The sequence below is a fragment of the Exiguobacterium sp. RIT594 genome, assembly GCF_003339585.1.
Lineage (GTDB): Bacteria > Bacillota > Bacilli > Exiguobacteriales > Exiguobacteriaceae > Exiguobacterium_A.
Window position 1 is genome coordinate 1,653,240 of sequence record NZ_QPKF01000001.1, and the last position, 26,089, is coordinate 1,679,328.

34 protein-coding genes are annotated in these 26,089 nt (G+C 45.4%); 4 read left to right on the forward strand and 30 right to left on the reverse strand.

Features of this window, described 5'->3' with window-relative positions; genetic code table 11:
- Nucleotides 1-8: 8 nt before the first annotated feature.
- Nucleotides 9-410, forward strand: coding sequence for an SA1362 family protein (locus tag DVG79_RS08600; RefSeq protein ID WP_114596354.1), 402 nt, complete (start codon nt 9-11; stop codon nt 408-410).
- Between the two features lie 49 nt (nt 411-459).
- On the opposite strand, the gene hpt is transcribed toward DVG79_RS08600, so the two are convergent.
- From hpt to DVG79_RS08615, 3 genes are all read right to left on the reverse strand, one after another.
- Nucleotides 460-987 carry a hypoxanthine phosphoribosyltransferase gene (hpt, locus tag DVG79_RS08605; RefSeq protein ID WP_114596576.1) on the reverse strand — a complete coding sequence of 176 codons (528 nt, stop codon included), beginning with the start codon at nt 985-987 and terminating at the stop codon, nt 460-462.
- 144 nt (nt 988-1,131) lie between these two features.
- Nucleotides 1,132-1,554 carry a transcriptional regulator MntR gene (gene mntR / locus DVG79_RS08610; RefSeq protein ID WP_034770295.1) on the reverse strand — a complete coding sequence of 141 codons (423 nt, stop codon included), beginning with the start codon at nt 1,552-1,554 and terminating at the stop codon, nt 1,132-1,134.
- Between the two features lie 24 nt (nt 1,555-1,578).
- Nucleotides 1,579-2,409, reverse strand: coding sequence for a lipoate--protein ligase family protein (locus tag DVG79_RS08615; protein ID WP_114596355.1), 831 nt, complete (start codon nt 2,407-2,409; stop codon nt 1,579-1,581).
- Between the two features lie 139 nt (nt 2,410-2,548).
- On the opposite strand from DVG79_RS08615, the gene DVG79_RS08620 reads away from it, so the two are divergent.
- Nucleotides 2,549-2,929 (forward strand): rhodanese-like domain-containing protein, encoded by a 381-nt coding sequence (locus tag DVG79_RS08620; RefSeq protein ID WP_114596356.1) that lies wholly within the window; start codon nt 2,549-2,551, stop codon nt 2,927-2,929.
- A gap of 59 nt (nt 2,930-2,988) precedes the next feature.
- Here DVG79_RS08620 and gcvPB read toward each other — a convergent pair whose 3' ends face one another.
- From gcvPB to DVG79_RS08685, 13 genes are all read right to left on the reverse strand, one after another.
- Entirely contained in the window at nt 2,989-4,467 is a 1,479-nt protein-coding gene (gcvPB, locus tag DVG79_RS08625; protein WP_114596357.1) for an aminomethyl-transferring glycine dehydrogenase subunit GcvPB, read from the reverse strand.
- Nucleotides 4,460-5,806: an aminomethyl-transferring glycine dehydrogenase subunit GcvPA gene (gcvPA, locus tag DVG79_RS08630; protein ID WP_114596358.1), complete on the reverse strand. Its 1,347-nt coding sequence runs from the start codon at nt 5,804-5,806 to the stop codon at nt 4,460-4,462. Before gcvPA ends, gcvPB begins: the two co-directional genes overlap by 8 nt.
- A gap of 14 nt (nt 5,807-5,820) precedes the next feature.
- On the reverse strand, nt 5,821-6,903 hold the full coding sequence (gcvT, locus tag DVG79_RS08635; RefSeq protein WP_114596359.1) for a glycine cleavage system aminomethyltransferase GcvT: 1,083 nt from the start codon (nt 6,901-6,903) through the stop codon (nt 5,821-5,823).
- 182 nt (nt 6,904-7,085) lie between these two features.
- The gene (locus DVG79_RS08640) at nt 7,086-7,400 is read right to left on the reverse strand and encodes a hypothetical protein (protein WP_114596360.1); all 315 of its coding nucleotides are present in this window, start codon (nt 7,398-7,400) and stop codon (nt 7,086-7,088) included.
- A complete protein-coding gene (locus tag DVG79_RS08645; RefSeq protein WP_114596361.1) occupies nt 7,397-7,879 on the reverse strand; it encodes a shikimate kinase in 483 nt (160 codons plus the stop codon). Before DVG79_RS08645 ends, DVG79_RS08640 begins: the two co-directional genes overlap by 4 nt.
- Nucleotides 7,872-8,081, reverse strand: coding sequence for a hypothetical protein (locus DVG79_RS08650; protein ID WP_233494561.1), 210 nt, complete (start codon nt 8,079-8,081; stop codon nt 7,872-7,874). The genes DVG79_RS08645 and DVG79_RS08650 overlap by 8 nt, the downstream gene beginning before the upstream one ends.
- Nucleotides 8,082-8,140: 59 nt before the next feature.
- Complete coding sequence (locus tag DVG79_RS08655; RefSeq protein ID WP_233494562.1) at nt 8,141-8,572, reverse strand: hypothetical protein; 432 nt, start codon at nt 8,570-8,572, stop codon at nt 8,141-8,143.
- On the reverse strand, nt 8,484-8,795 hold the full coding sequence (locus DVG79_RS08660) for a PulJ/GspJ family protein (protein ID WP_233494563.1): 312 nt from the start codon (nt 8,793-8,795) through the stop codon (nt 8,484-8,486). Before DVG79_RS08660 ends, DVG79_RS08655 begins: the two co-directional genes overlap by 89 nt.
- A 5-nt stretch (nt 8,796-8,800) precedes the next feature.
- The gene (locus DVG79_RS08665; RefSeq protein ID WP_114596363.1) at nt 8,801-9,268 is read right to left on the reverse strand and encodes a prepilin-type N-terminal cleavage/methylation domain-containing protein; all 468 of its coding nucleotides are present in this window, start codon (nt 9,266-9,268) and stop codon (nt 8,801-8,803) included.
- A complete protein-coding gene (locus DVG79_RS08670) occupies nt 9,231-9,548 on the reverse strand; it encodes a competence type IV pilus major pilin ComGC (RefSeq protein ID WP_012369786.1) in 318 nt (105 codons plus the stop codon). Before DVG79_RS08670 ends, DVG79_RS08665 begins: the two co-directional genes overlap by 38 nt.
- Before the next feature lie 20 nt (nt 9,549-9,568).
- Nucleotides 9,569-10,495, reverse strand: a complete 927-nt coding sequence (locus DVG79_RS08675) for a type II secretion system F family protein (protein WP_114596364.1) — start codon at nt 10,493-10,495, stop codon at nt 9,569-9,571.
- Nucleotides 10,496-10,524: 29 nt separating this feature from the next.
- On the reverse strand, nt 10,525-11,367 hold the full coding sequence (locus DVG79_RS08680) for an ATPase, T2SS/T4P/T4SS family (RefSeq protein ID WP_114596365.1): 843 nt from the start codon (nt 11,365-11,367) through the stop codon (nt 10,525-10,527).
- A gap of 59 nt (nt 11,368-11,426) precedes the next feature.
- A complete protein-coding gene (locus DVG79_RS08685; protein ID WP_012369783.1) occupies nt 11,427-11,813 on the reverse strand; it encodes a Spx/MgsR family RNA polymerase-binding regulatory protein in 387 nt (128 codons plus the stop codon).
- Nucleotides 11,814-12,038: 225 nt separating this feature from the next.
- On the opposite strand from DVG79_RS08685, the gene DVG79_RS08690 reads away from it, so the two are divergent.
- Nucleotides 12,039-12,302, forward strand: a complete 264-nt coding sequence (locus DVG79_RS08690) for a DUF2626 family protein (protein ID WP_012369782.1) — start codon at nt 12,039-12,041, stop codon at nt 12,300-12,302.
- A gap of 52 nt (nt 12,303-12,354) precedes the next feature.
- Here the strand turns inward: DVG79_RS08690 and DVG79_RS08695 are convergent, their stop codons facing one another.
- Complete coding sequence (locus DVG79_RS08695; RefSeq protein WP_114596366.1) at nt 12,355-12,972, reverse strand: MBL fold metallo-hydrolase; 618 nt, start codon at nt 12,970-12,972, stop codon at nt 12,355-12,357.
- A gap of 165 nt (nt 12,973-13,137) precedes the next feature.
- Between DVG79_RS08695 and DVG79_RS08700 the strand changes: the two genes are divergently transcribed.
- Nucleotides 13,138-13,317, forward strand: a complete 180-nt coding sequence (locus DVG79_RS08700; protein WP_012369780.1) for a DUF2759 domain-containing protein — start codon at nt 13,138-13,140, stop codon at nt 13,315-13,317.
- 107 nt (nt 13,318-13,424) lie between these two features.
- Here the strand turns inward: DVG79_RS08700 and DVG79_RS08705 are convergent, their stop codons facing one another.
- From DVG79_RS08705 to pstB, 13 genes are all read right to left on the reverse strand, one after another.
- Nucleotides 13,425-15,350: an LTA synthase family protein gene (locus tag DVG79_RS08705; RefSeq protein ID WP_114596367.1), complete on the reverse strand. Its 1,926-nt coding sequence runs from the start codon at nt 15,348-15,350 to the stop codon at nt 13,425-13,427.
- A gap of 219 nt (nt 15,351-15,569) precedes the next feature.
- A complete protein-coding gene (locus DVG79_RS08710) occupies nt 15,570-16,526 on the reverse strand; it encodes an ROK family glucokinase (RefSeq protein WP_114596368.1) in 957 nt (318 codons plus the stop codon).
- A gap of 77 nt (nt 16,527-16,603) precedes the next feature.
- A complete protein-coding gene (locus DVG79_RS08715) occupies nt 16,604-16,801 on the reverse strand; it encodes a YqgQ family protein (RefSeq protein WP_012369777.1) in 198 nt (65 codons plus the stop codon).
- On the reverse strand, nt 16,785-17,822 hold the full coding sequence (locus tag DVG79_RS08720; RefSeq protein ID WP_114596369.1) for a M42 family metallopeptidase: 1,038 nt from the start codon (nt 17,820-17,822) through the stop codon (nt 16,785-16,787). The genes DVG79_RS08715 and DVG79_RS08720 overlap by 17 nt, the downstream gene beginning before the upstream one ends.
- Nucleotides 17,823-18,023: 201 nt before the next feature.
- The gene (locus DVG79_RS08725; RefSeq protein ID WP_114596370.1) at nt 18,024-18,533 is read right to left on the reverse strand and encodes a GNAT family N-acetyltransferase; all 510 of its coding nucleotides are present in this window, start codon (nt 18,531-18,533) and stop codon (nt 18,024-18,026) included.
- Nucleotides 18,534-18,725: 192 nt separating this feature from the next.
- A complete protein-coding gene (locus tag DVG79_RS08730; protein ID WP_114596371.1) occupies nt 18,726-19,679 on the reverse strand; it encodes an L-lactate dehydrogenase in 954 nt (317 codons plus the stop codon).
- Nucleotides 19,680-19,846: 167 nt separating this feature from the next.
- Nucleotides 19,847-20,626, reverse strand: a complete 780-nt coding sequence (locus DVG79_RS08735) for a DUF92 domain-containing protein (protein ID WP_114596372.1) — start codon at nt 20,624-20,626, stop codon at nt 19,847-19,849.
- Complete coding sequence (locus DVG79_RS08740) at nt 20,617-21,165, reverse strand: 5-formyltetrahydrofolate cyclo-ligase (RefSeq protein WP_114596373.1); 549 nt, start codon at nt 21,163-21,165, stop codon at nt 20,617-20,619. Before DVG79_RS08740 ends, DVG79_RS08735 begins: the two co-directional genes overlap by 10 nt.
- A gap of 61 nt (nt 21,166-21,226) precedes the next feature.
- Nucleotides 21,227-21,376: a 50S ribosomal protein L33 gene (gene rpmG / locus DVG79_RS08745; RefSeq protein ID WP_012369771.1), complete on the reverse strand. Its 150-nt coding sequence runs from the start codon at nt 21,374-21,376 to the stop codon at nt 21,227-21,229.
- A 104-nt stretch (nt 21,377-21,480) separates the two neighbouring features.
- Nucleotides 21,481-23,664 carry a 1,4-alpha-glucan branching protein domain-containing protein gene (locus DVG79_RS08750; RefSeq protein ID WP_114596374.1) on the reverse strand — a complete coding sequence of 728 codons (2,184 nt, stop codon included), beginning with the start codon at nt 23,662-23,664 and terminating at the stop codon, nt 21,481-21,483.
- Between the two features lie 39 nt (nt 23,665-23,703).
- A complete protein-coding gene (locus DVG79_RS08755) occupies nt 23,704-24,441 on the reverse strand; it encodes a DUF4912 domain-containing protein (RefSeq protein ID WP_114596375.1) in 738 nt (245 codons plus the stop codon).
- 106 nt (nt 24,442-24,547) lie between these two features.
- Nucleotides 24,548-25,210: a phosphate signaling complex protein PhoU gene (gene phoU, locus DVG79_RS08760; protein ID WP_114596376.1), complete on the reverse strand. Its 663-nt coding sequence runs from the start codon at nt 25,208-25,210 to the stop codon at nt 24,548-24,550.
- A 17-nt stretch (nt 25,211-25,227) separates the two neighbouring features.
- The gene (gene pstB, locus DVG79_RS08765; protein ID WP_051524104.1) at nt 25,228-26,004 is read right to left on the reverse strand and encodes a phosphate ABC transporter ATP-binding protein PstB; all 777 of its coding nucleotides are present in this window, start codon (nt 26,002-26,004) and stop codon (nt 25,228-25,230) included.
- Between the last annotated feature and the right edge of the window lie 85 nt (nt 26,005-26,089).

The following is a 26,089-nucleotide window of genomic DNA, read 5'->3' on the forward strand; positions in this document are numbered from 1 at the left end:
GTGATAATATGATTAGACAACGGATTGGTTCTACATTCGCACTTGTCGTGTTACTGTTCGCGTTCGTCGGCTTTGGATATAAGCTTGCTAATGATCCCGGTAGTCTGTTTTCACAATTACTGTTTTTTGCGATTACAGCTGGAATCATCTTCTTGCTGTTTAAATTTTTAACACGAAACAGCGTCAGCAGCGGTACGAACTCTCAATATCGCAAATCTGTTGCGCAGTCTAAAAAAATGCATGCCAAGAACAACCCTTCTCCCCGCCGGACCGACTTTAAGAAGAAACCGGTTAAAACGACGAAAACGGCCACTTCTAATAAAGTCCGCCCCCTTCGCGACCGATCAAAAGCACCACATTTGACTGTCATCGAAGGAAAAAAAGGCAAAAAGAAAAAACGTGCTTTTTAAACAAATCAACAGTAGCTGCGCGCCTCCGAGGCACACAGCTACTGTTTTTTTAATTCGTTTCGACCCAACCCACATACGGCAGATTCCGATACTCCTCGGCACAATCAATACCATAACCGACTACAAAATAATCGGGAATCTCAAATCCGACATAATCGGCATCGAGCGGTACTTCCCGTCGTGCCGGCTTGTCGAGTAACGTACAAATTTTCAAGACACCCGGTTTATGCAGCTTCATGTGTTCACACAAGAAACTTAAGGTATGCCCGGTATCGATGATATCCTCGACAACGACGACGTATTTCCCTTCAACATCAAGATCCAAGTCCTTTTTCAACTGGACGCGTCCTGACGAAACGGTTTTGGCCCCGTACGATGAACAGGCAACCGTATCGATTTGGACACTGCCTTTGATTTCACGCATCAAATCAGCAGCAAATACCATCGATCCTTTTAACACGACGACTAAAACAATTTGCCGTCCTGCCGCGTCACGTTCAATTGCAGCAGCAAGTTCTTTTACTTTTGACGCAAGTTCTGACTCCGACACTAACTTCTCTTTAATCACGATTTCCATAACCGGATGGAGACCCATCCGTCACCCCCTTCGATGATTTCACGGTCAGTATAGCATATCCGCTCCCTATTAACCGTACTATAATGACATTTTATTATAAAACGTTCGTCTTTTAAGGTGAAAGAGATAAAAAAACAAGTACACTCATTCTTCTGGGTGTACTTGCTGATGTTTTTGAAATTCTGCTTGTAATTCTGGACGTTCGGCAAAAAACTGAATCATCCCGTTGATTTTATCGAGTGCTTCAATACTGATATGATGCTCGATCCCTTCAACATCTTTGTAAATCAAAGATTCATCCACTCCGACGAGACGCAGAAAATCTTCTAACAACGCATGACGTTCGACAAGGCGCTTCCCGATTTTCCGTCCTTTTGCCGTCAACATCAATCCACGGTATTTCTCATACACGAGATATTCTTCCCGGTCCAACTTCTGGACCATCTTTGTCACAGAGGACGGATGAACACCTAACAGTTCTGCAATATCGGATACACGGGCATATCCTTTTTCTTCAATCAAAATATAGATTTGTTCTAAATAATCTTCCATGCTCGGAGTCGGCACGACATCACCTTCCAATCCATCTCTTTAGCGCTTCCAGTTCCATTCTTCACTACGGTACTTCTCTGACAACCGCTCAATTTCCTGCCATTGATGCGCTGTGAACTCAAGCGGCGTGAAGGTCAATTGAAGTGCATCTTCAAATCCCTTTACAAAAGCAAGACGAACTTCTTCGAATGAAACAGAACGTCCAGCAAGCTCATTCAAAGCAACCGCTTTTCCGGCAAAGCGCGCTTTCATCCGTTCGCGCATCATTTCATCTTCATACATAAAACAGTCAAACAATTCCCCTTCATCGACAGACAGCGGCACAGAACCGTGTTGCAACACGACACCTTGATGACGGACTTGCGCACTTCCGGCCACCTTCCGTTTTCCGACTGCCAGTTCATAATACGATGCGGCATCAAAACAGACAGCAGACTTCGGTTTTCGCAATTCGTCTTTTTCTTCTTCTGTCATCGGAACCGAAAATTCAGCAGGAATCCCTAAATGATGATACCCTTTACGGATTCCTTCTGTCAGCATCCGGTAACTTTCAATGACGGTTTTCGGTACACCCTCCATCTGTTCAGGAAGAATCACACTGTATGTCAATTCGTCTGCGTGTAAGACAGCCCGTCCCCCGGTCATCCGGCGAACGATCGGAATACCGAGTGCTTCGATCCGTTTGCGATCAATATCTTTTGTCGCCCGTTGAAAATGACCGACACTTAATCCCCTTGGTTCCCACGAATAAAAACGAAGCGTCGGTGCGACTTCGCCTCGGCCGACAAAACCGATTAAAGCTTCATCAATCGCCATGTTTAATGCCGGTTCCATTCTTTCCGTCGTCAATACTTGCCACTCTCTGATCAAGTGAACACCCCCAGAAACGTTTCCGTATTAGTGTATCAGACCCTTTCTATCCTGCGCAACGACGAGTCGATTGCCGAAATCGATTTCGTTTACTATAATGGTAAAGATGTTATATGAACGAAGGGGTTGGAACTTAGATATGGAAATCAGTACAATCATCACGATCGTCTTATGGGTAGCCTTGATTGCTTATATCGTCTGGCGTTTCATGCCGGTCAAAGGAATCACGAAGCTCTCACAAGAGGAATTCCGGGCAAACTACCGGAAAGCACAAATCGTCGACGTCCGCGAGACACAGGAGTTTAAAGGCGGTCACATCATTGGAGCGCGTAACATACCGGTCAGTCAGATGAAAATGCGTTCGAAGGAATTACGTAAGGATATGCCGATTTATTTGTATTGCCAAGGTAACATGCGTTCATCACAAGCGGCCAAAGTCTTGAAAAAAGCCGGTTATACGAACTTGTATCAACTTAAAGGCGGATTCAAGCAATGGACCGGAAAAGTCAAACGCAGCTGATTCCTTTTACTTCATAACAAAACCATCCCTGTCAATTACGACGCGGGATGGTTTTTTGTTTAGACGTGAACTTCCTGTTTCGGCTGGTAACGTAAAATCGGCTTACGTGCTGCTAATGTCTCGTCCATTCGTTTGACGACCGTCGTATGCGGTGCGTTCAAGACGACGTCCGGTGTCTCTTCGACCTCTTTCGCAATTTGGAGCATCGCATCGCAAAATGCATCAAGTGTCTCCTTCGATTCTGTTTCCGTCGGTTCGATCATGATACATTCTTCGACATTCAACGGGAAGTAAATCGTTGGCGGGTGATACCCGAAGTCAAGCAGGCGTTTGGCGATATCGAGCGTCCGGACACCCAGTGCTTTTTGACGACGTCCCGACAGAACAAATTCGTGTTTGCAATAGACATCATAAGGAGCATCATATGCACCCTTCAGACGTGCCAACATGTAATTGGCATTCAAGACGGCTTCTTTCGAAACGCGGGCAAGCCCTGCGCCTCCCATCGTCCGGATATAACTGTAGGCCCGCACGTTGATTCCGAAGTTTCCATAAAACGGTTTGACGCGCCCGATTGATTCCGGACGGTCGTAATCGAGTACAAAACCATCTGCCGTTTTCGCCACAATCGGTTTTGGCAGATATGGAATCAAGTCTTGTTTGACACCGACCGGACCTGAACCAGGACCACCGCCGCCGTGAGGACCTGTAAACGTCTTGTGGAGATTCAAGTGGACAACATCAAAGCCCATGTCCCCGGGACGCGCAATTCCCATAATCGCGTTCGAGTTCGCACCATCGTAATACAGTTTTCCACCGGCTTCGTGAACGGCTTTCGCAATCTCGACGATATCCGATTCGAACAGGCCGAGTGTATTCGGATTCGTCAGCATCAGCGCTGCCGTATCTTCTCCGACTTTACTCTTTAAATCAGCTAAATCGACTAATCCGCGCTCGTCAGATAAGACCGTCACCGTATCAAAACCAGCAACAGACGCCGATGCCGGATTCGTTCCGTGAGCGGAGTCCGGAACGAGAACTTTCGTCCGTTTAAAATCTCCACGCGCATGATGATAGGCTTTGATCAACATCAGTCCTGTCCACTCACCGTGGGCTCCGGCTGCCGGTTGCAACGTCACTTCATCCATACCGGTAATGACTGCCAGTTTCTCTTGTAAGTCGTACATCAGTTCAAGAGCACCTTGTACGCTCTCGACCGGTTGCAAGGGGTGGATATGAGCGAATCCCGGGAGACGTGCCATATCTTCATTGATTTTCGGATTGTATTTCATCGTACATGAACCAAGCGGATAGAAACCGGAATCGACCCCGTGATTTCGGTTCGAAAGGGCGGTATAGTGACGGACAAGATCCAGTTCAGATACTTCCGGCAACTCCACGTCCTCTTGGCGTAGTAAATGCGCAGGCAATAAATCTTCCGCCGCTACTTCTTCGACCGTCGGAAGCGGTAAACTGTAGGCGACACGACCAGCTTTTGAAATTTCAAAAATCAATGTCTGTTCACTAGTTTTATGCATGAGTCAGTCCTCCTAACGCAGTCACGAATTGATCCAATTCTTCTTTCGTGCGTAATTCCGTCGCACAAACAAGCATTTGTTTGTTCCGACTGTCGTCAAACGTACCAAGCGGCAGTCCACCGATGATTCCGGCTTGCAACAACTGTTTGCCGGCTTCTGTCGCATCGATCGGCAATTCCACCACAAATTCATTGAAGCTCGGACCGTCGTCCACGATGTGGAAGCCTGCTTGAATCAATGATTTTTTCAAGGCGTAGGCCGTCTGGAGGTTGCGGGTTGCCAGTTCACGAATCCCGCGCTTCCCTAGTGCGCTCATTGCGATGGAGGCCGCTAAAGCATTCAGTGCCTGGTTCGAACAGATATTCGAAGTCGCTTTATCGCGGCGAATGTGTTGTTCACGCGCCTGTAATGTCAGGACGAAACCACGTTTTCCGTCTTCGTCGACCGTCTGACCGACAAGACGTCCAGGGATTTTTCGCATTAACGCTTTTGTCGTCGTGAAATACCCGCATGTCGGTCCACCAAAGCTCTGCGGAATTCCGAACGGTTGGCAATCCCCAATCGTAATATCTGCTCCAAGCTTACCCGGTGCTTCTAATAAGCCGAGTGCAAGCGGGTTGGCCGAAACGATGAATAACCCGCCTTTTGCATGCGTCGCGTCTGCTAACGCTTGTAAATCTTCGACACGTCCATAGAAGTTCGGATATTGCACGATGACACACGCGACATCATCGAGTGCATCCAGGTTCGCGATTGCCGTTTCACCATTCACGAGCGGTAATGTCTGTACTTCAAGTCCCGGACCGTTTGCATAGGTCCGCACGACATCGTGTGCTTCCGGATGCACACCATCCGAGAGAACGATTGTCTTCTTTTTCTTATGGGCACAGGCAAGCATTGCCGCTTCAGCAAGTGCTGTAATCCCGTCGTACATCGAAGAGTTGGCGACATCCATTCCCGTCAATTCACAAATCATCGTTTGGTATTCAAAAATCGCCTGCAGCTCCCCTTGTGAAATTTCAGGTTGATACGGCGTATAGGCCGTGTAGAACTCAGAGCGGAGCAACATATGGTTGACGACAGCCGGTGCATAGTGGTCATAAATACCAGCACCGAGGAACGACGGATACTGTTTCGTATTCATGTTTTGATCGGCAAGTTTTGAGAGCGTCCGAATCAGGTCAGTTTCCGGTAGCGGAATACCTACCTCTTCCAAAGTCCCTCGATCGCGTACACTTGCCGGAATATCAGCGAGTAAGTCTTCAATCGAGTCTGCACCAATCGTCTGTAACATTTCTTTTTCATCTTCTTGCGTCATCGGTAAATAACGAAAATCCATCTTTTATGTCCCCCTTATTTGCTCCGGCGATAGAATGGCGTATCAATTCGTTTTGCTGCCAGTTTTTTTCCGCGTACTTCGATTTCGAATGTTTCCTCAGTCGCATATTCCGAAGGTACAAGTGCTAACGCAATCGCTTTACCGATTGTCGGCGGTAATGTACCGGTCGTAACGAATCCGACGGGTTCTCCGTTCACTAGAACAGAAGCATCTTGACGAGCAATCCCCTTATCAAGAAGTTCAAGACCGATTAACCGGCGGCGCGGACCGTCTTCTTTCTGTTTCAACAAAACTTCCGATCCGATAAACGACTTCACTTGTGGTTTGACGGCAAACCCCATTCCTGCCTCAATCGGTGAAATCGTCGCCGATAACTCATGTCCGTATAAAGGCAGACAGGCTTCAAATCGTAACGTATCCCGGGCACCCAGCCCACACGGTACGACACCTGCTTCTAATAACACTTTCCAGACTGTCGAAGCGTCTGCTGACGGCATGTACAGTTCGAAACCGTCTTCTCCTGTATACCCGCTACGTGATACCAGCATATCGACTCCGGCCAATTCCCCTTGCGCAAAACGGAAAAATTTGATGTCATCGAGCTTTAAATTCGTCAACCCTTGCAATACTTCAACCGCTTTTGGACCTTGAACGGCAATTTGTCCATAGGCATCCGATTGATTTTCAAGCAACACATCCCCGCTTAAGTACTGACGTAAGTGCGCTTCATCTTTTTCAATGTTGGATGCATTGACGACAAGCAGATAGTCCTGTTCTGTTAAACGATAAACCAATAGATCGTCTACTGTGCCACCATCTTCCTGGCACAAAACATTGTATTGCGCCTGCCCGATCGCAATCTTCGAGATGTCATTGGACAACGTCTGTTGAAGAAATGCTAACGCATCTGATCCGGAAACAAACAACTCGCCCATATGGGATACATCAAACATTCCGGCACGTTCCCGCACCGCTGTATGCTCTTCCTTGATGGATGAAAACAGAACTGGCATTTCAAACCCTGCAAAATCGACCATTTTCCCCGTTGGTGCAATGATGTCGAACAATGGCGTTCTCTTCAATGTCGTCTGACTCATACTTTTCCCCCTAATTACGAACATTTTTAGTTCCTTTTCTCTTTATTGTTCAACTTTCAATTACATTCTACCAATTTAAAATCTTTTATTCCAGGTTTATTCGGAAATTGAACAAAAGGAAAGAGAGAAAGGACAAAGTCCCTTCTCTCCTATTGTTTCATATTCAGCCGATGAAAGCCATTTCAAAATGGTTTAAGTCCTGCAGTATGTTCAACCTCTGTTTTAAGACGTTGCCCTTCAGCAATGAGTTGACGTCCTCCTTGCTCGACTCGTTTGCCCTCCGCGACCAAATGATCGACGTTTCCTTTGATTTGATTGATCCGGCTCGTCGTATGATCAATATTCGTCTGCAACGTTTGCTGACGAATCGAAAAACGTTCCAGCAGTTGCTTGATCACTGTCACATCTTTTGAAATCTTCTTTTTGTATAGGCTTAGCCCATAAATCACCAAACCGATGATTGCTAAGACGATAATTCCGAGATTGATCCAAATCATACGTTCTCCTCCAATATCGTTTCAATTTCTTTTGCCAGTTCCCGGACAGACTTCTTACCATCTAAGCGGATATCTGCCAACCGCGCATAGATAGGTCGGCGTCTCCGAAATAACTTTTCGACTGTCATCCGAGATTTGACAAGCGGACGGGATGGGTCTGTCCGGATTCGATTCCAGACCAGATGGAACGGTGTATCAATCCAGATGACGATTCCAGTTTCTTTCATGAACGTCCGGTTCTCCAAACGCTCGATGATTCCGCCTCCCGTGACGACAATTTCCGCCTCACTACTTCGTAACAATTCGACTTCCCGATCCCGGAATCCTGTTTCACCGTGTTTTGCGAAAAACTCCGTAATCGAACCATACTCCTGAACAAAGCGCTCATCCAGTTCTTCGACATGATAATGCACTTGAAGATTACGTCCAATCGCTGTTTTACCAGTTCCCATAAAACCAATCAAATAAACCTTATCCATTCGAAACAACCGCCTCGATTCTTTGTCCATTATCTAGTATCGCTTCCATTTTAAAGCCTTTATCTGTCTGTGTACAGATAACTTGACCGATCGGATACTGAACGGTTTCATCTTGACGGCAGTCCCTTGTTGCGGCTCGCACGAGCGACTCGAGTTGTAGCGCTTCTTTCTCCAACTGAACCTGTTTTACCGCTTCATCCATCTGATGACAACCTAGCAGGATGGCCACGCCTATTCCAAGCAGCAACAACAGGGTTTGGATCAGGATGAAGCCGCCTTCTTGCACTGAACGGTTCGTTGACGCTGATTGAGTTCGAAAATAAGTGTTTGTCCTTCCTGGCGAACTTGGTAATGTGTTACATCGTGGGCATATGTCAGTTCGCCTCCAAATTCTTTTTTTAATCGGATTTGATTTTGTACACGGACGAGTCGCCATTTGATCGGTTCCTCTTCCGGATCGACGTCTACGCCGCGAACTTCATCACCATTTTTTTCACACGAAATACTCCGCCACATCAGTCGTTCAATCGTATGAAAAAATAATTCTTCTTCCATCGATTGCTCGTGATGCACAGTACTGACGATTTGTGTCATCGCAATCAGACTAATCAACAGCAACGGGCTCAGCCAAAGGACCAATGAAATTTCGAGGAGTGTCGTTCCGGATTGAGCTCGCCAAACAGAGCTCTTCACTACACCACATCCCTTCTGTAATGTCGTAGCCTGTTCTTCTTTCTGCGATTTGATCAGACGCCATTTGATCGAGACGACGTGTTTCGACCATCAATTGATTTTTTTGCTTTTGAAAAGACAACAGAGGATCGATTGCAAGCATCAGGAAAAAAGCGATGGCAACCATCGATAAAACGACTTCCAGAAGTGTGAATCCCTGTTGCTGATTTTTTTGATTTCCCACGGTATTTACCTCGTTTTTTGAATCACCATTTGATAATTGCCGAGTAAAAATTTGATTTCAAACGCTTGTGTCGTCGATTGACACACCCAGGTCGACGCGTACGTCGAATGATAACTTTTAAAGTAAATGATCCGTCCGTTCGAAGGAACGATACAGGAGTGACCCGGTTGAAACGTCCGTTGCCATAACAGGCGATCGTTCGCCATGATGAAATATCCTTTGCCGTCATTTTTCCAGCGGAGCTGCATCTGATTTTGATCACCCGATTTAGAATATTGAATCAATCGGAGGGTCTGAACATCCTGTTTGAGGATTTCAATGTCTTGTTCCAGCGTATACAGGGCCGGTCTTCGATCGATGACGGTTGGTAATAAAAATATCAAAAGACATCCGATCATCACCAGTACAACGGTCATTTCAAGTAACGTAAATCCGTCATTTGACTTTCGTAAGTTCTCCAGTCTTCGCATCATACGTATAGGTCTCCTGATCGCAAGCAAGCTCGTTTGGTTTTTCCGCTGTCCCCCGATTGATGGTTTGCAGTGATTCCGGATATTTTTTCTCTTTAGCGTAATAAAGATTTACTTCGGAACGGATGACACGGATGTTCGCTTCACAACTGACTCCTTTCGCCTGATCTTTCCCGCTCGTCATCGTCGGAATCAATACGAGTAAAAGCAAGGAAATGATCAGCAGGACGGCTGCCATTTCGAGCAAAGTAAATCCGCGTTGATTTTGAATAAATCGTTTCATTTAATCGACTCCTCGTCTCTTTAAAATGGAAGTTGCTGAATAGCAAGTTGGATCGGATAGTAGAGAATTAAAAATAGTGTGCCTGTCATCACGGTTAATCCTCCGTACAACGCCGGTTCAATCAATAACAGCTTCTTTTCGACTTCTTCCTCAATCGATTCATGCAATAATGCAGCTTGCTCCAATAATAAAGGACCTAAGTCGCCACTTTCCCGTGCAATATGAACCAATCCGACAGTTTCAACATCAATGATGTTTTCATCCTGCATCGCTTCCGATAACGGTTGACCACTTTTTTGACGGTGATGCAACATTTGATACATCTGTTTCTTTTTACCGGTTTGTCCTTGTTCCAAAGCATGAAAAGCTTCTTCCAATGAAAATCCGGCATCAATGAAGGAGCCGACCTCGATTGTAAACAAATAGCTGTAATACAAACGCAGCATTTTTTCAATCATCTTCATACGGAGCAGCCGTTTCATTGGAATATGTCGAATCAAGAGCACAAGTCCCGTCACCATCGTGACAGGGGCAAACGCCATGACGTACTTGGCTGAAGGATGAAGGAGGGGGCGGACGAATAGCGGTAAGGTAGCCGGATTCGACATCTCCAATAAGGAAGGAAACACATAAAGGGCATAAAACATGAACAGTAGCAACAGACTGGCTGCCAAGACAATCGGATAACGGGCCATCTTCCAAAATTTCTTTTTCATCTGGCTTTCGAGTTCAAGTAACCGAATGACTTGTCGTAAAATCATCAACGGACGTTCCGTCTGATCTCCTACTGTAAGTAATTGTTGTAACGCTGTCGGCAATTTTAACGGTTCAAGGGAAAAAGAGAGTCGATTGCCTTGTTGCAGTCGGTCTTGAATCTCATGAATCACCGGAATGAGTAACGGATCTTCAAAACGGACCAATATATCCAGTGCCTCTTTTGTCGAGATTCCTTTAGATAAGAGACGATGAAATCGATTTAAGAACCGACATTTACTAGCGCTTGTAAGTTTTCGACGGTACAGCGAACGTCTCCCTCCTCCCGGTACAAGTGGATGATTTTTTTACAGACGGACAATTCTTCATTCGTTACTCCTAACGTTCTTAATCGCAACAAGGCCTCTTCAATCGACCCTGCATGCAAGGTAAACAAAACGACATGACCGCTCAATGCCGCATTAATCGTCAACCGTGCCGCCTCGGCTGTTCTCACTTCGCCGAAAGCAATCCAGTCTGGGTCGGCCCGGAGAATTTCTTCAAAACAACGGGTTGCGTCAAAACCAGCCTTTGCATTTAACTCCAGTTGTAAAATCCCTGGTACGCTACATTCGATTGGATCCTCGACCGAAATGATCCTCTTCCCTTCCATTGAGGCCATTAATGAGTACAACATCGTCGTCTTCCCTGCGCCTGTCGTTCCGGAAATGATGATGCATCCATGTGTTTGCTGTTTTAACCAGATCAAATCCTGTTCGGGATCGAGCAAGCTTGCCGCAACCTCATCCGAAACAACCGCCCGATAAAAACGCCAGGACATGGCATCACCATATCGACTCGGTAAGATGGAGACACGCATCCCGCTCTCATCAAGAGGATAGAGACCACTTTGAGGGATTCGTTCATTTTGCTCCTTTAAGTTGGCTTCATAACGAATGTGACTGACAATCGTCCGATACTGTTCAATTGATATCGAGGATTGTTCTTCCAACCCTCCATTCGCCCGACAAATGACTTGAGCCGACCGGTCACCCGGAATAAAGTGGACATCGGTCGCACCCACTGCTTCAAATTGATGAATCAATCGACTGATCTCTTTTCTCAATCCAACACCTCCTTATTCAGAAAATACAAAAAAAAAGAAGCCGAAACAAATCGGCTTCTTTAAGATACTTGAGCAATAATTCGGTTTTTACGTTTCGCAAGTGTTTCGAGTCCTGGTTTATCATACCCGATTACAAGTTGTTTCCCGTCAGTAATGATTGGGCGACGCAATAATTTAGGATTGTCACTCATCAAGCGAAGCAATTCGCTTAGTTTCATGTCATCAACATCGATTCCTAAATCTTTAAAGGCCTGACTGCGCGTCGCCAGTAAACTTTCGATTCCATCCGTTGAAAGTTTTAGTAATTCCATCAATTCATCTACTGTTGGAGCATTTCTGAACAGATGACGTTCCTCTACATCAACATGTTCCTCTTTTAACCATGATTTCGTTTTACGACAAGATGTACAGCTTGGATATGTGAAAAATATCAACTCATTCGCCATTATTGCTCCTCCTCTCAAAATCTACGCTTCTCATTACAGAAACTATACCATGCCCTTTTCTTTTTGTACACCTTTTGTACAACTATTGTATAAGTTTTTTTCAAACTTCATCTTTTGTTCACAGTTATTCCTTAACAAACACTAGAACATGATGGACGGATGATTGTTTGCTTGGTAAAATAAGTACGTATATTGACTATCTGTCGGATTTAGGGGGTTATATGAATGGGGAGAATGTACCGCGTACTCGGATTTTGGACTGGAATCATTGCAGTCATGGCATTTATCGGCGCTCTAGGTGGAGATGCTAGCTCAAGTGAACATACGGATTCATTTTTAGTTATGGGCTTCGTCTTCTTGGCACAAACAGTATTCTTTGCAGCATTAGGCTATCTTCGCCTAACTGAAAAAACGTATGTCTACATTTTTGCAGCGTACTTAACAGTATTCTTTATCGTCTTCACGTATTGGTCCAATTTCCAAATGTGAACAAAAAAGCCCCTCGCCTTCGAATGAAGACGAGGGGCTTTTTTCTATTTCCTTAAAAAAATGGATTGTGTTTGATTTCCTGCCGTAACGTCGTTTCCGGTCCGTGCCCCGGATAAAACATCGTATCGTGTGGAATCTCTGCAATGACACGATCGATGGACCGCGTCAGTACTTCTTGATCGCCGCCTTCGAGATCAGTTCGACCGACACTGCGCTTGAAAATCAAATCACCTGCAAAGGCGACCTGCTCTTTTTTAAAATAAAACGTGACACTGCCCGGTGAATGCCCCGGTGTTTCCATGACATGAAACTGGAATGGTCCAATTTCCAACGGACCGCTTGCCAGTAACTGTTCGGCCGGTTTTACCTTTAAAGGCGGCATATTGAACTTGATGGACCCGTTGAGGTTCGGATTCGATAACCATTTCATTTCCTTTGGATGAATATAGGCAGGTGCAGACGTAAAACGTCGCAACATATCTACACCACCAATATGATCAAAATGAGCATGCGTCAAAAGGATTGCTTCGACCTTTGCTCCACGCTTTTCAATTTCGTCGAAAAAACGCATATCTTCAGTCCCCGGATCAATGACGAGGCATTTCCCGTCTTTAAAAAGAAGATAACCGTTTTCCGAAGCCATACCTGAAGTAATACTTACGATTTCCATCTCATCAAACTCCTTTGTTGATATTCTTCTCTACTATACACGAAATTGTCGAAAGTTCGTCGTCCCCCCTCTCGACTTTATTCGCTCAGTCGGCTAAACTAAAAAGTGAGATTTAAGTGAAATCTTCGTGAACTTCATAACGTGATTTTTAAGGGGGAGTACGTCATGCATTTGGATCAACCAATCGGTTGGCTTTTCTTTATCGTTGCACTCGTCGGTGTTTGGGCCGTCTTGCGTTCACTTAAGAAACGTCAAATGTTTCCACTCGTATTTGCTGGACTGACTGTAATCTTATTCGGTTGGTTTGGTATTGCGACATTGATTTTCGGCGGAATTCCGTCATAATCATGTTTTACAAAAAAAGTCGGCTTTCCACAACGGAAAGCCGGCTTTTTTTGTCCGCATCTCTCCAAAAAAACGGGAACGATTTAATATCGTCCCCGCCTTTTTGGTTATTTAGAGGTTTGTAAGAAACGCAACAAGTCGCCATAAATGATTTTATCCGATAAACCTAGTTCTTTCTCAGATTGTTTGACAGACTCTTTACAGATTGCGCCGTCTTTCTCATCTGTGACTTCTTCACCGGTTTTACGGTCATAACATGTCTCTTGTGTGTAGACTGTCTTATCAGTTACGACAGAACCGTCTCGGAACAACGCATAATCTTTATGTTCTTTCGAGAACAGATCCGTTCCGAACAATACTTCATCCTTGAAGTTGTAACCAAGCAGATTTAACAATGTTGGCTTGATGTCAATTTGACTTGCGACATCATCATGTTTGACACCTTTGTCTTGTCCAGGCAAGTGGATGACAAACGGTACACGTTGCAATTGAGCAACATCATACGGTGTTAATTCATCTTTTTTCAACAATTCTGCCATCGCAGCATTGTGATTCGTCGAGATTCCGTAATGATCGCCGTACAGCATGAAAATCGTATCATCCCATGTGCCGTCTTTCTTTAGTCCTTCGATAAACTTACCGAGTGCCATGTCTTGGTATGCGAGTGCTTGAACATAATGATTTAATGTCGTCGAACTCGTTTCAAGTGGTGGTACGAGCTCATCTTCCGGTTTCGGCATTTCGAACGGATAATGGTTCGTCAACGTAATGAATTTCGAGTAGAACGGGCGCGGAAGATCTTTTAGCATCGGTAACGATTGCTCAAAGAACTTGTCGTCCAGTAATCCCCACTCTGTTAAATCTTCCGGATTACCTAAATCATAATCAGTTTCCGAGAAGAAACGGTCGACTCCGAAACTGTTGTACACGATATCCCGGTTCCAGAATGATTTGTTGTTTGCATGGAACACAGCTGAATAATAGCCGTCTTCTTTTAACATTTCAGGTGTGGCACGGAATTCATTTTCTCCATTTGTAAAGAATGCTGATCCGCGACCAAGTGGATAAATCGAGTTTTCCAAGATAAACTCGGCATCCGAAGTTTTCCCCTGTCCTGTATTGTGATAGAAATTATCCCAATAGTGCGAGTCTTTGATCAGTTTATTGAGGTTCGGTGTGACTTCCTGCCCGTTCGGTGCTTTTAAACCGACAGCAAACGATTGAGCCGACTCAAATGAAACGACGATGACGTTTTTCCCTTTGTACTTCCCAAACATCGCCGGATTTGGTGTAGCATACTTTGAATCTGCAAAGTTTTGAACTTCAGAAAGCTCAGAACTGTCGGCCATTGCCTTTTGCGCTGATGTTTTCGATTGAATCAACGCATCGTACATATGGAAGTTAAACGTTCCGATATTTTTGACGAGCAGTTCGCGGTCAAACGCACGTGTTAGTAATTCTGGGCGTTCTGTTTCCGCAAGTGCCAAGTTTCCTAAGAATACAGCTGTTGCTGCAACGAAAGCGAGAATCGCACGTCCACGCGAAGCGATATTTTTCGACATATCCATTTTCCGTAAGAAGAACGGAAGAATCAATAAGTCGCCGACAATCAGAAGATCCGCCCATGATAACAAAGAACCGAGCGACGCTGAAACCGTCTCTGCATTCGATGTTTGGAACAGAACCGGTAATGTCAGGTAATCATTAAAGAAACGGAAGAAAATGATATCCGCATACAGGACGAGTGTCGCCACGACAAGGGTCCCGTAGATGAACCATTTTTGAACGTTCCCACGGAAGAAGAAACTGAATCCAAACATAAACAGTGCCGAACTGATTGGGTTAATCAGTAAGATGAATGCCTGTGCCGAGTTGGTGACCGGCACATTGAAAAAGAGCGTATACGCTAAATATGTTTTTAACCAAATCAGAAGTGTCGCAATCCAAAAGAGCTTGTGCTCCTTATATGTGCTGCGTACACCTTGACCCACCTTTAGCCGCATACGCGACCAGATGCTTGAGTCTTGCTGCATAAAAACCTGCCTCCTAATATACGTGTGTCCTTTTTAATCGAACTTTTACACGTCTTACATGTCATATTCTATTTATACCCGTATCACGTGAAAATTTTACGCTTACTTTTACAAAAATGCAACCGGAATCCGGTCGATACTTTACAATCACATACTTTTATTACGTATGTAAACAAAAAAAGATTCGATTTCTCGAATCTTCTAGAAAAAATCAGATGATTACTTTTTTAAAAACATCTGCTTAGCTAGCCATGCGCAACCAATGACCCCGGCATCGTTACCAAGTTCCGCGATTTTGAAGGTCGTTGATCCAAAGACACGAGGTAAAGCAAATCGTTCAAATGATTCCTTCAAAGGAGTCATCAATGCATCTCCGGCTTTTGAAACACCGCCGCCGATGACGATGATTTCGGGATTAAAGCTGTTTGCCAAATTCGAAATGGCAAGTCCAAGATGGAATGTCACTTCTTCGACAACTTCTGTCGCTACCGCATCCCCTTGCGAATAGGCTTCAAATACATCTTTTGCCGTAACCGCTTTGATATTATTCAAAGAAGTATTTTGTCCTTTTCGTTTTTCAAGACCCAGTCGGGCGACACCCGTTGCAGAAGCAATCGTTTCCAAACAACCTTTACGGCCGCAACCACACATGACGCCACCTTCCGGCAACATCGTGATATGACCGATTTCACCGGCCATACCGACTGTTCCGTGAACGATTTGTCCGTTGGTGATTAAGCCACCACCAACGCCTGTCCCCAGTGTCACGGCAAGCAGCTCTGTCGCTCCGCTCCCTGCCCCTTTCCACATCTCACCGATTGCCGCTGCATTCGCGTCGTTTTCAATCACAGCCGGCAATCCCGTTAAACGTTCAAACTCTCCGACGAGTTCAAAATTGTTCCAACCGATATTGACCGCTTTTTCGACGACACCCGTATTAAAGTCGATGAATCCCGGCGCACCGATTCCAGCGCCGACAAAGTCTTCGACCCGCTTGTTGCTTTGCTGACATTTTTCAAAGAAAGAACGAGCGATGTCTCCAGGAATTTGTTCGCCATCATTTAAGATGACCGTTTCAATTTCCCATTTTTCTACGATGATTCCTTGTAAATCTAGAATCGCCATCTTGACCGTCGTTCCACCGATATCTACACCCAGTAACCACTTCATCGTCATAGCTCCCTCATGATAAAAGATTCTTCCCTTTTATTTTAGCCGATTCATCCGCTTGTGCAAAGGGTTGCACAAGCTTTTCATGATTTTCTCGATTGTTGTAGTTCGTATGCTAAAATCACTTTTGCGGAATCGTATTGTTTTTTTTCCAGTACACCTGCCTGCTCCAGTTCATCCAGTTCAAGCATCATCATCGCAATATCCGATTCCCGGTCACCGAGGTATACGATCGTTCCATATGATTTGAGCAATTGCTGGACATCATAAAGTGTTTTCATCGTTCATCGGCTCCTTTACAAATACATCGAGTAGATCGTATGTGGCTTGAAGAGATGTTTCGTGTGTCCGTTCGTAAGAATGACTCGATTCAATCCCGGGACCGAGTAGTCCGTGTCGGACGTCATGTCCGGCATGGACGGCCGCTGAAGCATCCGAACTGTAATAGGGATAGATATCCACTTTGTACGGGATCGTATGCTGTTGCGCTAAACGTGTGAACTGATGACGTAACGCAAGATCGTACGGACCTGAACCATCTTTCGCACAAATTGATACGGTGTACTCATCCGAATGTTGTCCTTCTCCGAGTGCTCCCATATCAACTGCGATGTATTCGGCGACATCTTCTGAAAAACCAGCATTTCCTCCAAAGCCGACTTCTTCATAATTGGAGATGAGAATATGGACAGGATGTGGCAGCGTCAAGGTTTTCCATTTTTTGACGAGCTCCAGTAATAAAGCGACGGACGCTTTGTCATCAAGGTGACGTGATTTGACGAATCCTGTCTCAGTGTGGACGAATCGCGGATCGAACGTCACGATATCCCCTACTTCAATTCCGGCAACCCGTGTTTCTTCTGCCGTCGTCGACCGGATGTCGAGTCGGACCTCGATATTGGTCGCACTCCGTTCTTCTGTATTCGTCACACGTGACGTGTGGACACTTGAATGATGGAAGACAATCGTTCCGGAAACCGTCTGTCCGTCCATCTTATGAACTAAACAGTTTTCCCCCTCGATTGCTGTCCACGCATAGCCGCCAAGCTGCGAAAGACTGAGACGACCGGTTGGTAAGATTTCCTTCACCATCGCCCCTAACGTATCGACATGTGCTGTCAGTAACCGAATCCGCGACGACTTCCCCGGCAACATGGCAAGCAAAGCCCCTTTCTCTAATTTTTTATATGTAATCCCTTCTTCTTTGAACCGGTTTTCTACATATGTAAGTGCATGAACGGTGAATCCCGTCGGACTAGGAATCTCCACTAAGTCACGAATCGTCTGAACAACTGCCTGCATGTGTGTCACTCCTTTTTTCGAATGTTTTTTCCCTCTATAATGATACCAAAAGATGGAACGGGCGGGTACTCATTCACTGCCTCGATTGCCTTCCTGCTCAATAAAAAAAGTCGTAGATTCAATTTACATTGACTCTACGACTTTTCATACGTCTAATCTTCCCTTCGAACCAACGCTCAAAAGGAATTGATTCATCCTCCATCAGACGTATTTTTTCATCCAGATATCATCGCGGTATGTTCCATCTTCCAGTTTAACGGAGTCCGGATCTTCCGCATATACTTCAAAGCCCAGTGATTCATACAGATTCTGAGCGGCCTCGTTTCCGGAAAGCACTGCCAGGATGACTTGTTCGACATCAGGAAGTTGTTTTGCCTCTTCAATCAACGCTTCCATTAGAGCACGTCCTGTTCCGCCTCGATAATCCGGTGACACATATACACCAGAAATCATCGCTTTATGCGACTCACGTGATAATTCGTACGGCTTGACCTGACCAAATCCAAATAACTTTTCACCGTCAAATATTCCGAGCCATACTTCATCCGAATCCGGATCGCCTTCCAGCCCTTCTTGAACATCTTTAATTGGTGTTTGTTGTTCATCATCAAACGAATGACCAAACGCATCTGGATGATTTTTTAATCCTTCCAGTCGAAGACTCCAATACTGTTCTGCATCTTCTTTCGTTAACTTCCGAAATGTATACATGACTGTCTTTCTCCCCTTTATGCGTTTTTACTATTAGACAATATGACATGAGAAACTCTTCTATCCTTTACATAACCTTTTTCTAGTAAAATAAAACCTAGTTTAATCCGGAATTTTCAGCACAAAAAAAATCACTCCTTTTCGACTTGTCGAAAAAGAATGATTTGTTCGCTTCAGGCGGTCGGCTCAATCTTAACGGAGAACAGGTTCCATCGTTTGACGCAACACTTCTGCTGAATGATGGAATTTTTTAAGTTCTTCTTCCGTTAAGGAAACCTCGATGATTTCCCGGACGCCTTGGCGGTTGATGATGGCGGGTACACCGATATGGATACCGGAAATCCCGTACTGTCCGTCGACATGTGCTCCGACCGTCAAGAGACAGTTCTCATTTCCGAGAATCGCCCGGACGATCCGGACAAGTCCGAGACCAATCGCATAATAGGTCGCCCCTTTCCGTTCGATGATGTGATATGCTGCGTCCCGGACATTGATATAAATTTGATCAAGATCCGCTTGAGAGTAACGATCATCTTCCGCTAATAATTCATCAATCGTTTTACCATAGATCCGCGAGTTGCTCCAGGCTGCAAATTCCGTGTCCCCGTGCTCTCCAAGAATATAGGCATGTGCGTTACGGGAATCGATATGGAAGTATTCACCGAGCATTTGACGCAAACGGGCGGTATCGAGAACCGTACCTGATCCAAAGACACGGGATTTTGGAAGACCGGAATATTTCCATGCCAGATGGGCCATGATGTCAACCGGATTAGAGGCCACGACGATGATGCCGTCAAAACCGGATTCCATGATTTGACGCACCATTTCTTTCATGATCAATGCATTTTTAGCAACAAGATCGAGTCGGGTTTCACCCGGTTTTTGTGGCGCCCCTGCCGTGATGACGATCACTTCCGCATCTTTACAGTCTGCGTAATCCCCTGCCCAGATACGCATCGGAGAAGAACTGAACGGTGTCCCGTGATTTAAGTCCATCGCTTCGCCCTCTGCTTTGGCTTTATTCACATCGATGATCACCAATTCTTCACACAATCCTGCTGTTGACATCTGATAGGCAAAACTTGAACCGACCGCCCCCGCACCAATTAACGCTACACGTGTCACTTTCGCATGTAATTCCATCCTTTATATCCACCCTTCTGAAGGTAATTTAAAAGTTTGTTAACTATCTCACAATTAGATTGTAACATCTTTCACAAAGTTTGAGTATTTATGAAACCGTTCACATCTTGTCTAATTTGTGTCAATAATATCCTAACATAAGGAAAAGCGACATCTTCCATTTCCACTTACCACATTCGATCCACAATAAAACCAATCATTCCGGCGGATGTACTCGACAAAAAGTTGACTCCGTCATTCCCAAGCCATTTCCACCCCTTTATATAAAGAGTCGGTTGATTGTGGTGAAGACGTTTTTCTGTTTCTTTGAGGCAAACCACACATCGAAATTTCCGCTGAACCGTCCCGCCGAACAATGTATCAAACAAACTTCCCATGATGCCGCCTAACGTCACCAACAACCAGATGTCCGTCGATAAGTCGAACAGGAGATCGCCTGCTGTCGCTATGAACAAGGCGCCGACAATCGTTGCGGTCGTCCCAAGGATTGAAATTGCGCCGCTCGTTCCAGCCGGTACACGCCGTCCCGTTAAGAGAAAAGGATCTTTTTTTGACAAAGGACCAATTTCAGAAGCCCATGTGTCGGCATTTGACGCAGCCAGTACGATCAAAAATAAGACAAGAAACGATGTGTGTTCTGTCCAGAGAAATCCTATCGAAGCCAACGCTGCGATCCCTCCGTTCGCAAGAACCTGCCAGCCGTCACGCGGTCCGTCTTTTTCGACGATTTGATTCACCGACTGTTTTCTTCGTTTCCCAAGTTTCGACAACAGACTGGAACTGCCGAAAAAAAGCAATAACATCAGAAGCCCGGGGTAACCGAATCCGGACAGGACAAGCGCCCCGACGACAAGCGTCCAGATACTGCCGCTGATGGTCAGCAAACGCAGCCGGTATCCGATATAGCCGAGGAAAAAACAAAATACGACACCGTATATTACCGACATACGATGACCTTAGTCTCGGTTACGATTTTCTGGACCGGTTGATCAAACGGTTCCACCTCAAAATCAGAAACGAGCTGACAGTCAAACGTAACCGCTACCGTATGCCCTGGGTAATCAGTCAATACCCGGTCATAAAAACCGCCGCCCCACCCTACACGGTAGCCTTGACGTGTGAACGCCCGTCCCGGAACAAGGCAAAGGTCCACTGCACTCAAAGACCTCTCTACCGCCCGGTCATCCGGTTCCCGAATACCCATCTTTGTTTCGATTAACGGACTGTTCGGTAAGTATTCAAAAAATCGCATCTCCTGTTGCATGACTTTCGGAATGATAACCTGTTTCCCCAGTTGCCAGGCTTTTAAAATAATCGGATCTGTCGCACATTCGTTGCGAAAGGAAAGTGTGACAGCAATCGATTGAGCATTTTTCCACTCCGGTAAAGCGAACAGATGATCATAAATCTGCTGTTCTTTTTGTTCACGATGCTCTAACTGATTTAACTGCTCGGTAATAAATCGCCGGATTTCCTGTTTTTCCATCTTGCGAATCCCCCTTATTCAACAAAAAAGCCATCACACAAGGTGACGGCTTCCATCTCAATTATTTTACTTCACGGTGAAGTGTGTGCTTACGGAGACGTGGGTTGTATTTCTTCAACTCAAGACGCTCTGGGTTGTTACGCTTGTTCTTCTTAGTGATATAAGTACGGTCACCAGTTTCAGTGCAAGCCAAAGTAATTTTAACGCGCATGGGATTCCCTCCTATCTAGCTCTCGATGTATCAAGTATTTTTGCTTTACATAAGGTTAAGCATACTCAAGTATCGTACCAAGAAAGGAAGTGAATTGCAACTGTTCATCCGTTCTTTTTTGGATTCATTACATGCTGGTATGGATTTTCAAGGTCCACCTGGAATGTACGCAGTTCTTTTGCGACATGATAATCATGTTCGATCCCGTTTCTCGCTTCTTCCCGCTCGAGATAAATGACGTCTGAATGACGTAATGCTTCTCCTTCGAGTCGCTTGATTGCTACGACAAGTCCACCTGTTCCTGACGGAGAACGTTCGCTTTCCAAGTCATACACATTGCTGACAAGTGGTAAGCCATTCATTTCAGCAAAGGATTGAGCCGCTGAAGCCGTCTCCATATTAAAGTTATGAACAAGCCGGAACTCGACGATCTTATTCAATGCCTGTGCTTGACGCAAGACTGCCAGATTTAAGCCGGCCAATTGATTATATGTCTGAACGAGCGGTAGACCGTTGACCTCGACCTGATAGACATGCACGCCGTCTTGATGCTCGTAACCGGCTGTCCCTGATGTAATGACATAAACATTTTCACCAGATGCAGCTAATCGTTTCGCATATTCCGCAACGGGACGGTTCGGATCATCGTATTGCGTCGTCACAAGTAAAATAGCTTCGCTGTTCCACGATGCCTCACGTTGAACGGCCACATAATAATCGTGCGGTGTCAGGAAGACATCCGGTTCAATATCTGTATCGGCGAGGAACGGATATTCTGCATACCGTTCTTCTAGCCAATCAAGTGTCAGCTCTTGTGCATCGAGACGACGTTCCGTTTCTTCAAATCGTTTAATATGTTCACGGAACCGGTTCGCTGCATATTGTGCCGTCGTCTGTCCATCGAGAATAAACGGCCAGTCACTTGAGACAGCAAGCAGATACTCACGAATCAATTGACGTTTGGCTTTCACAGTCAATTCATCCTGATGACGATTACGGGCAACGACGCCTGCCAATCGTTTTTCAAGTTGATGTAAGTGACGGATCATCCAATCGTTGCGTTCATTGATCCAAACATCAGCATAACCTTTGCGTCCCCACGTTCCCATCGCAATGTGAACCGTTTCGATATCCTGGAAGTGGCGTTCTAAGAACATCGCCGGAGAAATCGACTCAATCCCGTAATCTTCGAATCGTTCCATCGTTTTTCCGAGGAAGTCCGGACCTTCGAACCACCAATGTCCAAATAACTCGGCATCGAACGGTGCCGTCACGAGGAATGGCGGAAAATCTTGTCCGCTCTGCTCATCTAAATGGTTGGCAAGTGCTTCCGCAAAATCAGTCGCATGGACATCTGTCCGTTTCCAAGCCCAATCCCGGACATAATATTCTTTTTGATCCGACTCGCCCGTCACCCGGTGAAGTTTTAATCCTGTATCGTAACGAAGCCCTTCCGGATGCATGAATTCGGCGATTTGATCCCATTCGCGGTCATATGCAAGGTCGCGGTAAAACTCACGATAATCCGGATGCCCGGGATAACCGATGACCGAACTCCAAATCCGTCCCGAGATGATTTGATCACGCGGGAACAGGGCAACACCATGCGGTGAATAGACAGGTGCCCCGATCCCGTGTTTTGGGGCAGGATCCGCGTTCAGGATCGAATGTTCGTCAACAAACGTATACCGGATTCCTTCCTCGTACATGATTTTATCAAGACCTGGCGTATAGGCACATTCAGGCATCCAAAGACCGGTCGGACGATAGCCGTAATGGCGTTCGAAACAGTTTAATCCGGTTTGGATTTCAGAACGTGCTGCTTGTTCCGACAACATGTGCGGACTGAATCCGTGTGTCGCGGTACATGTCATCAACTCAAGATACCCTTGTTCTTTATAATGTCGGAAGGCACTGTTTAAGTTCCGGCCCCAATGCTCAAATGTCACTTTTAAGTCGTGGTACCGTTCTTTATAAAAGAGTAAGGCATCACGTTCCTCATTCACTAAATCGCGTTGTAACTCCTGTTCAATCAATCGTAACGTATCGTCCAGGTGCTCCACATAACGATCTTGGATGAGTGAATCTGCTAACATCTCAATGACCGGTGGTGAGATACTGATTGTCCAACCAAGCGGACGCTCCAGACGATCGATTTCCCACAATAGTGGAATATACGTTTCGGAGATGGCTTCGTACATCCATCTCTCTTCTAGACGATGGGCTTCCTGATGTCGGATGTATGGTAAATGGGCATGTAAAACTAATGAAAAATAACCTTTGCGCATGTCTGTTCTTCCTCTCCTTCTGCTTTCTATCTATTATCTTCAGCGAACGCGATCAAAATAAGAATACGGACGTAAGACCTCGACCCATTCCGGTTGTTCCAGTTCTCCATATTGCCAATGAGCAACGACCTCTGCAAAACGTCCGTCTACGACAGGCTCGTCTCGTGGTGTCTCGATTGGTTTTGAGCGGAGGACAGGCAGAAAATCTCCGTCGATGGTTTGAATACCCCATTCGATGATGTATGTAGTGTTCGGCATCAACGGACGGACAAACCATGTATTCGTCATTTCCGGCAATTCAAATTGATACGAACGATTCGCTTCACCTTTTTCGTAATCGCGTAACGTCACATCAATGATCCGCATTTCTTTTCGGAATGAATCGAACGATGCGTGGTAGTGTGTCTCAAGCATCTTTCGAGACAATTCAGACAATTCCCAGTAAACATAGACAGATGTCGGAGATTGGACGATTGCATGGATGATGTCATCTTCATAATGAGTCGCCATTCCAAACGCATCCCGCTCTAATGAAGGGACAGCTGTTAATGCAGGTACGATTTCATTTTGTTTCGGAGCACTCACGGTTACGCCTGCCTTCTTCTTGTTAGGTTTAGCGACCGGAGTCGTCTCTGTTGAAGCTGCTTTATTTTCCGTTAATGACTTCCGATATTTACTCCAGGCATATTTGACCTTACCTTCTGTCGATTCGATCTTTTCCGCAATTTGTTTAATGGTTAGTCCTTGTTCTTTTAATTTTATGATTTTTTCAAGCATTACCTATCACCTCTTTCTCTTTATTCACTTCTTTCTTATTCTACAAACTTGTTTCAAAATCCTTTACAAAAAAGTAGGCCGAGGATTTCCCTCCAGCCTACTGTACTTAGCTATTTAAATCATAGTGCTTTCCTTTTGCCATGTAAATCAAATGCTCGCCGACGTTCGTTAAATGATCGCCCATTCGTTCGATATACCGGCAAATATTTGTGAATTGCATGATTTCATCCACCACAACTGGTTGCAGGGACATATGCCGCATATACTGGCGCAACGCTTTATAGGTCGTGTCATCAATGATGTTATCGAGATCGGACAGCGCCTTCGCTTTTTCAATATCGCCGTCACGATACGCGACGATTGCCGTCTCCGTCATATCGAGTAATGTTTCGAATGCTTCTTTTAATAACGAGATGTCAATCACGTAAGGGAACGTCTCGACACGTAAAACGGCTTTCGAGATATTTCCCGCGTAGTCCGCAATCCGCTCTAAATCCGTCGCAATCTTCATCGCCGTCACCAACCGTCGTAAATCGGTCGCGACCGGTTGTTGTTTCGCAATCAGTAAAATCGCATCGTCGTTGATTTCAAGTTCGAGTGCATCGAGCTCATTATCATTTTCGATGACTTTAAGGGCAATCTCACGGTCATACTTTTCGAGTGCTTCCGCTGTCGTTGCAATCTGTTGCATCGTCTTCCGGGCTAACAAAAATACCTTTTGATCGAGTACTGCCAGGTTTTCTCCAAAAATCGTCCGATTTGCTGCCATTGAAAAGTTCCTCCTCGTTATCCGAATCGTCCTGAGATATAGTCTTCTGTCCGTTTATCACTCGGATTTGAGAAAATTCGATCCGTCTGGTCGAATTCAACGACTTCACCGTTCAAGAAGAAAGCGGTTTTATCAGAGACACGTGCTGCTTGTTGCATGTTATGCGTCACGATGATGATCGAGTAATCTTTTTTTAGTTCCTGTACCAGTTCTTCAACTTTTAGCGTCGAGATCGGGTCGAGAGCGGATGTCGGTTCATCCATCAGGATGACGTCCGGCTCGATTGCCAGACAACGGGCGATACAGAGACGTTGTTGTTGTCCGCCTGACAGTCCATAAGCATTTTCGTTCAGACGATCCTTGACTTCGTCCCAAATCGCTGCTCCGCGTAAGCTTCGTTCAACGATTTCATCCAAGATTTTTTTGTTCTTCACCCCATGAACACGTGGTCCATAAGCGATGTTGTCATAAATCGATTTCGGGAATGGGTTTGGCTGCTGAAAGACCATTCCGACTGATGTCCGTAATTCTTCGACTTCATAATCCTTATCGAAGATATTACGACCATGGTATTCAATGACACCATTCGTCCGTACGATCGGAACGAGTTCGACCATTCGGTTCAAGGTCTTGATGAATGTCGACTTCCCGCATCCTGACGGTCCGATGATTGCCGTTACTTCATTTTGCTTAATATCAAGATTGACATCTTTTAAAGCATGATCATCGCCGTACCATAGGTTCAAATCATTTACACGGTATACACTTTGTCGCGCAGCTACTGGTTGATTCATTGTTTTTACCCCTTCTTTGGCTGGTTTCGTCGTCAGCTTCGTATCCATCATCTGTGTTCCTCCTTAGTGGTTCAGAACGTAATTC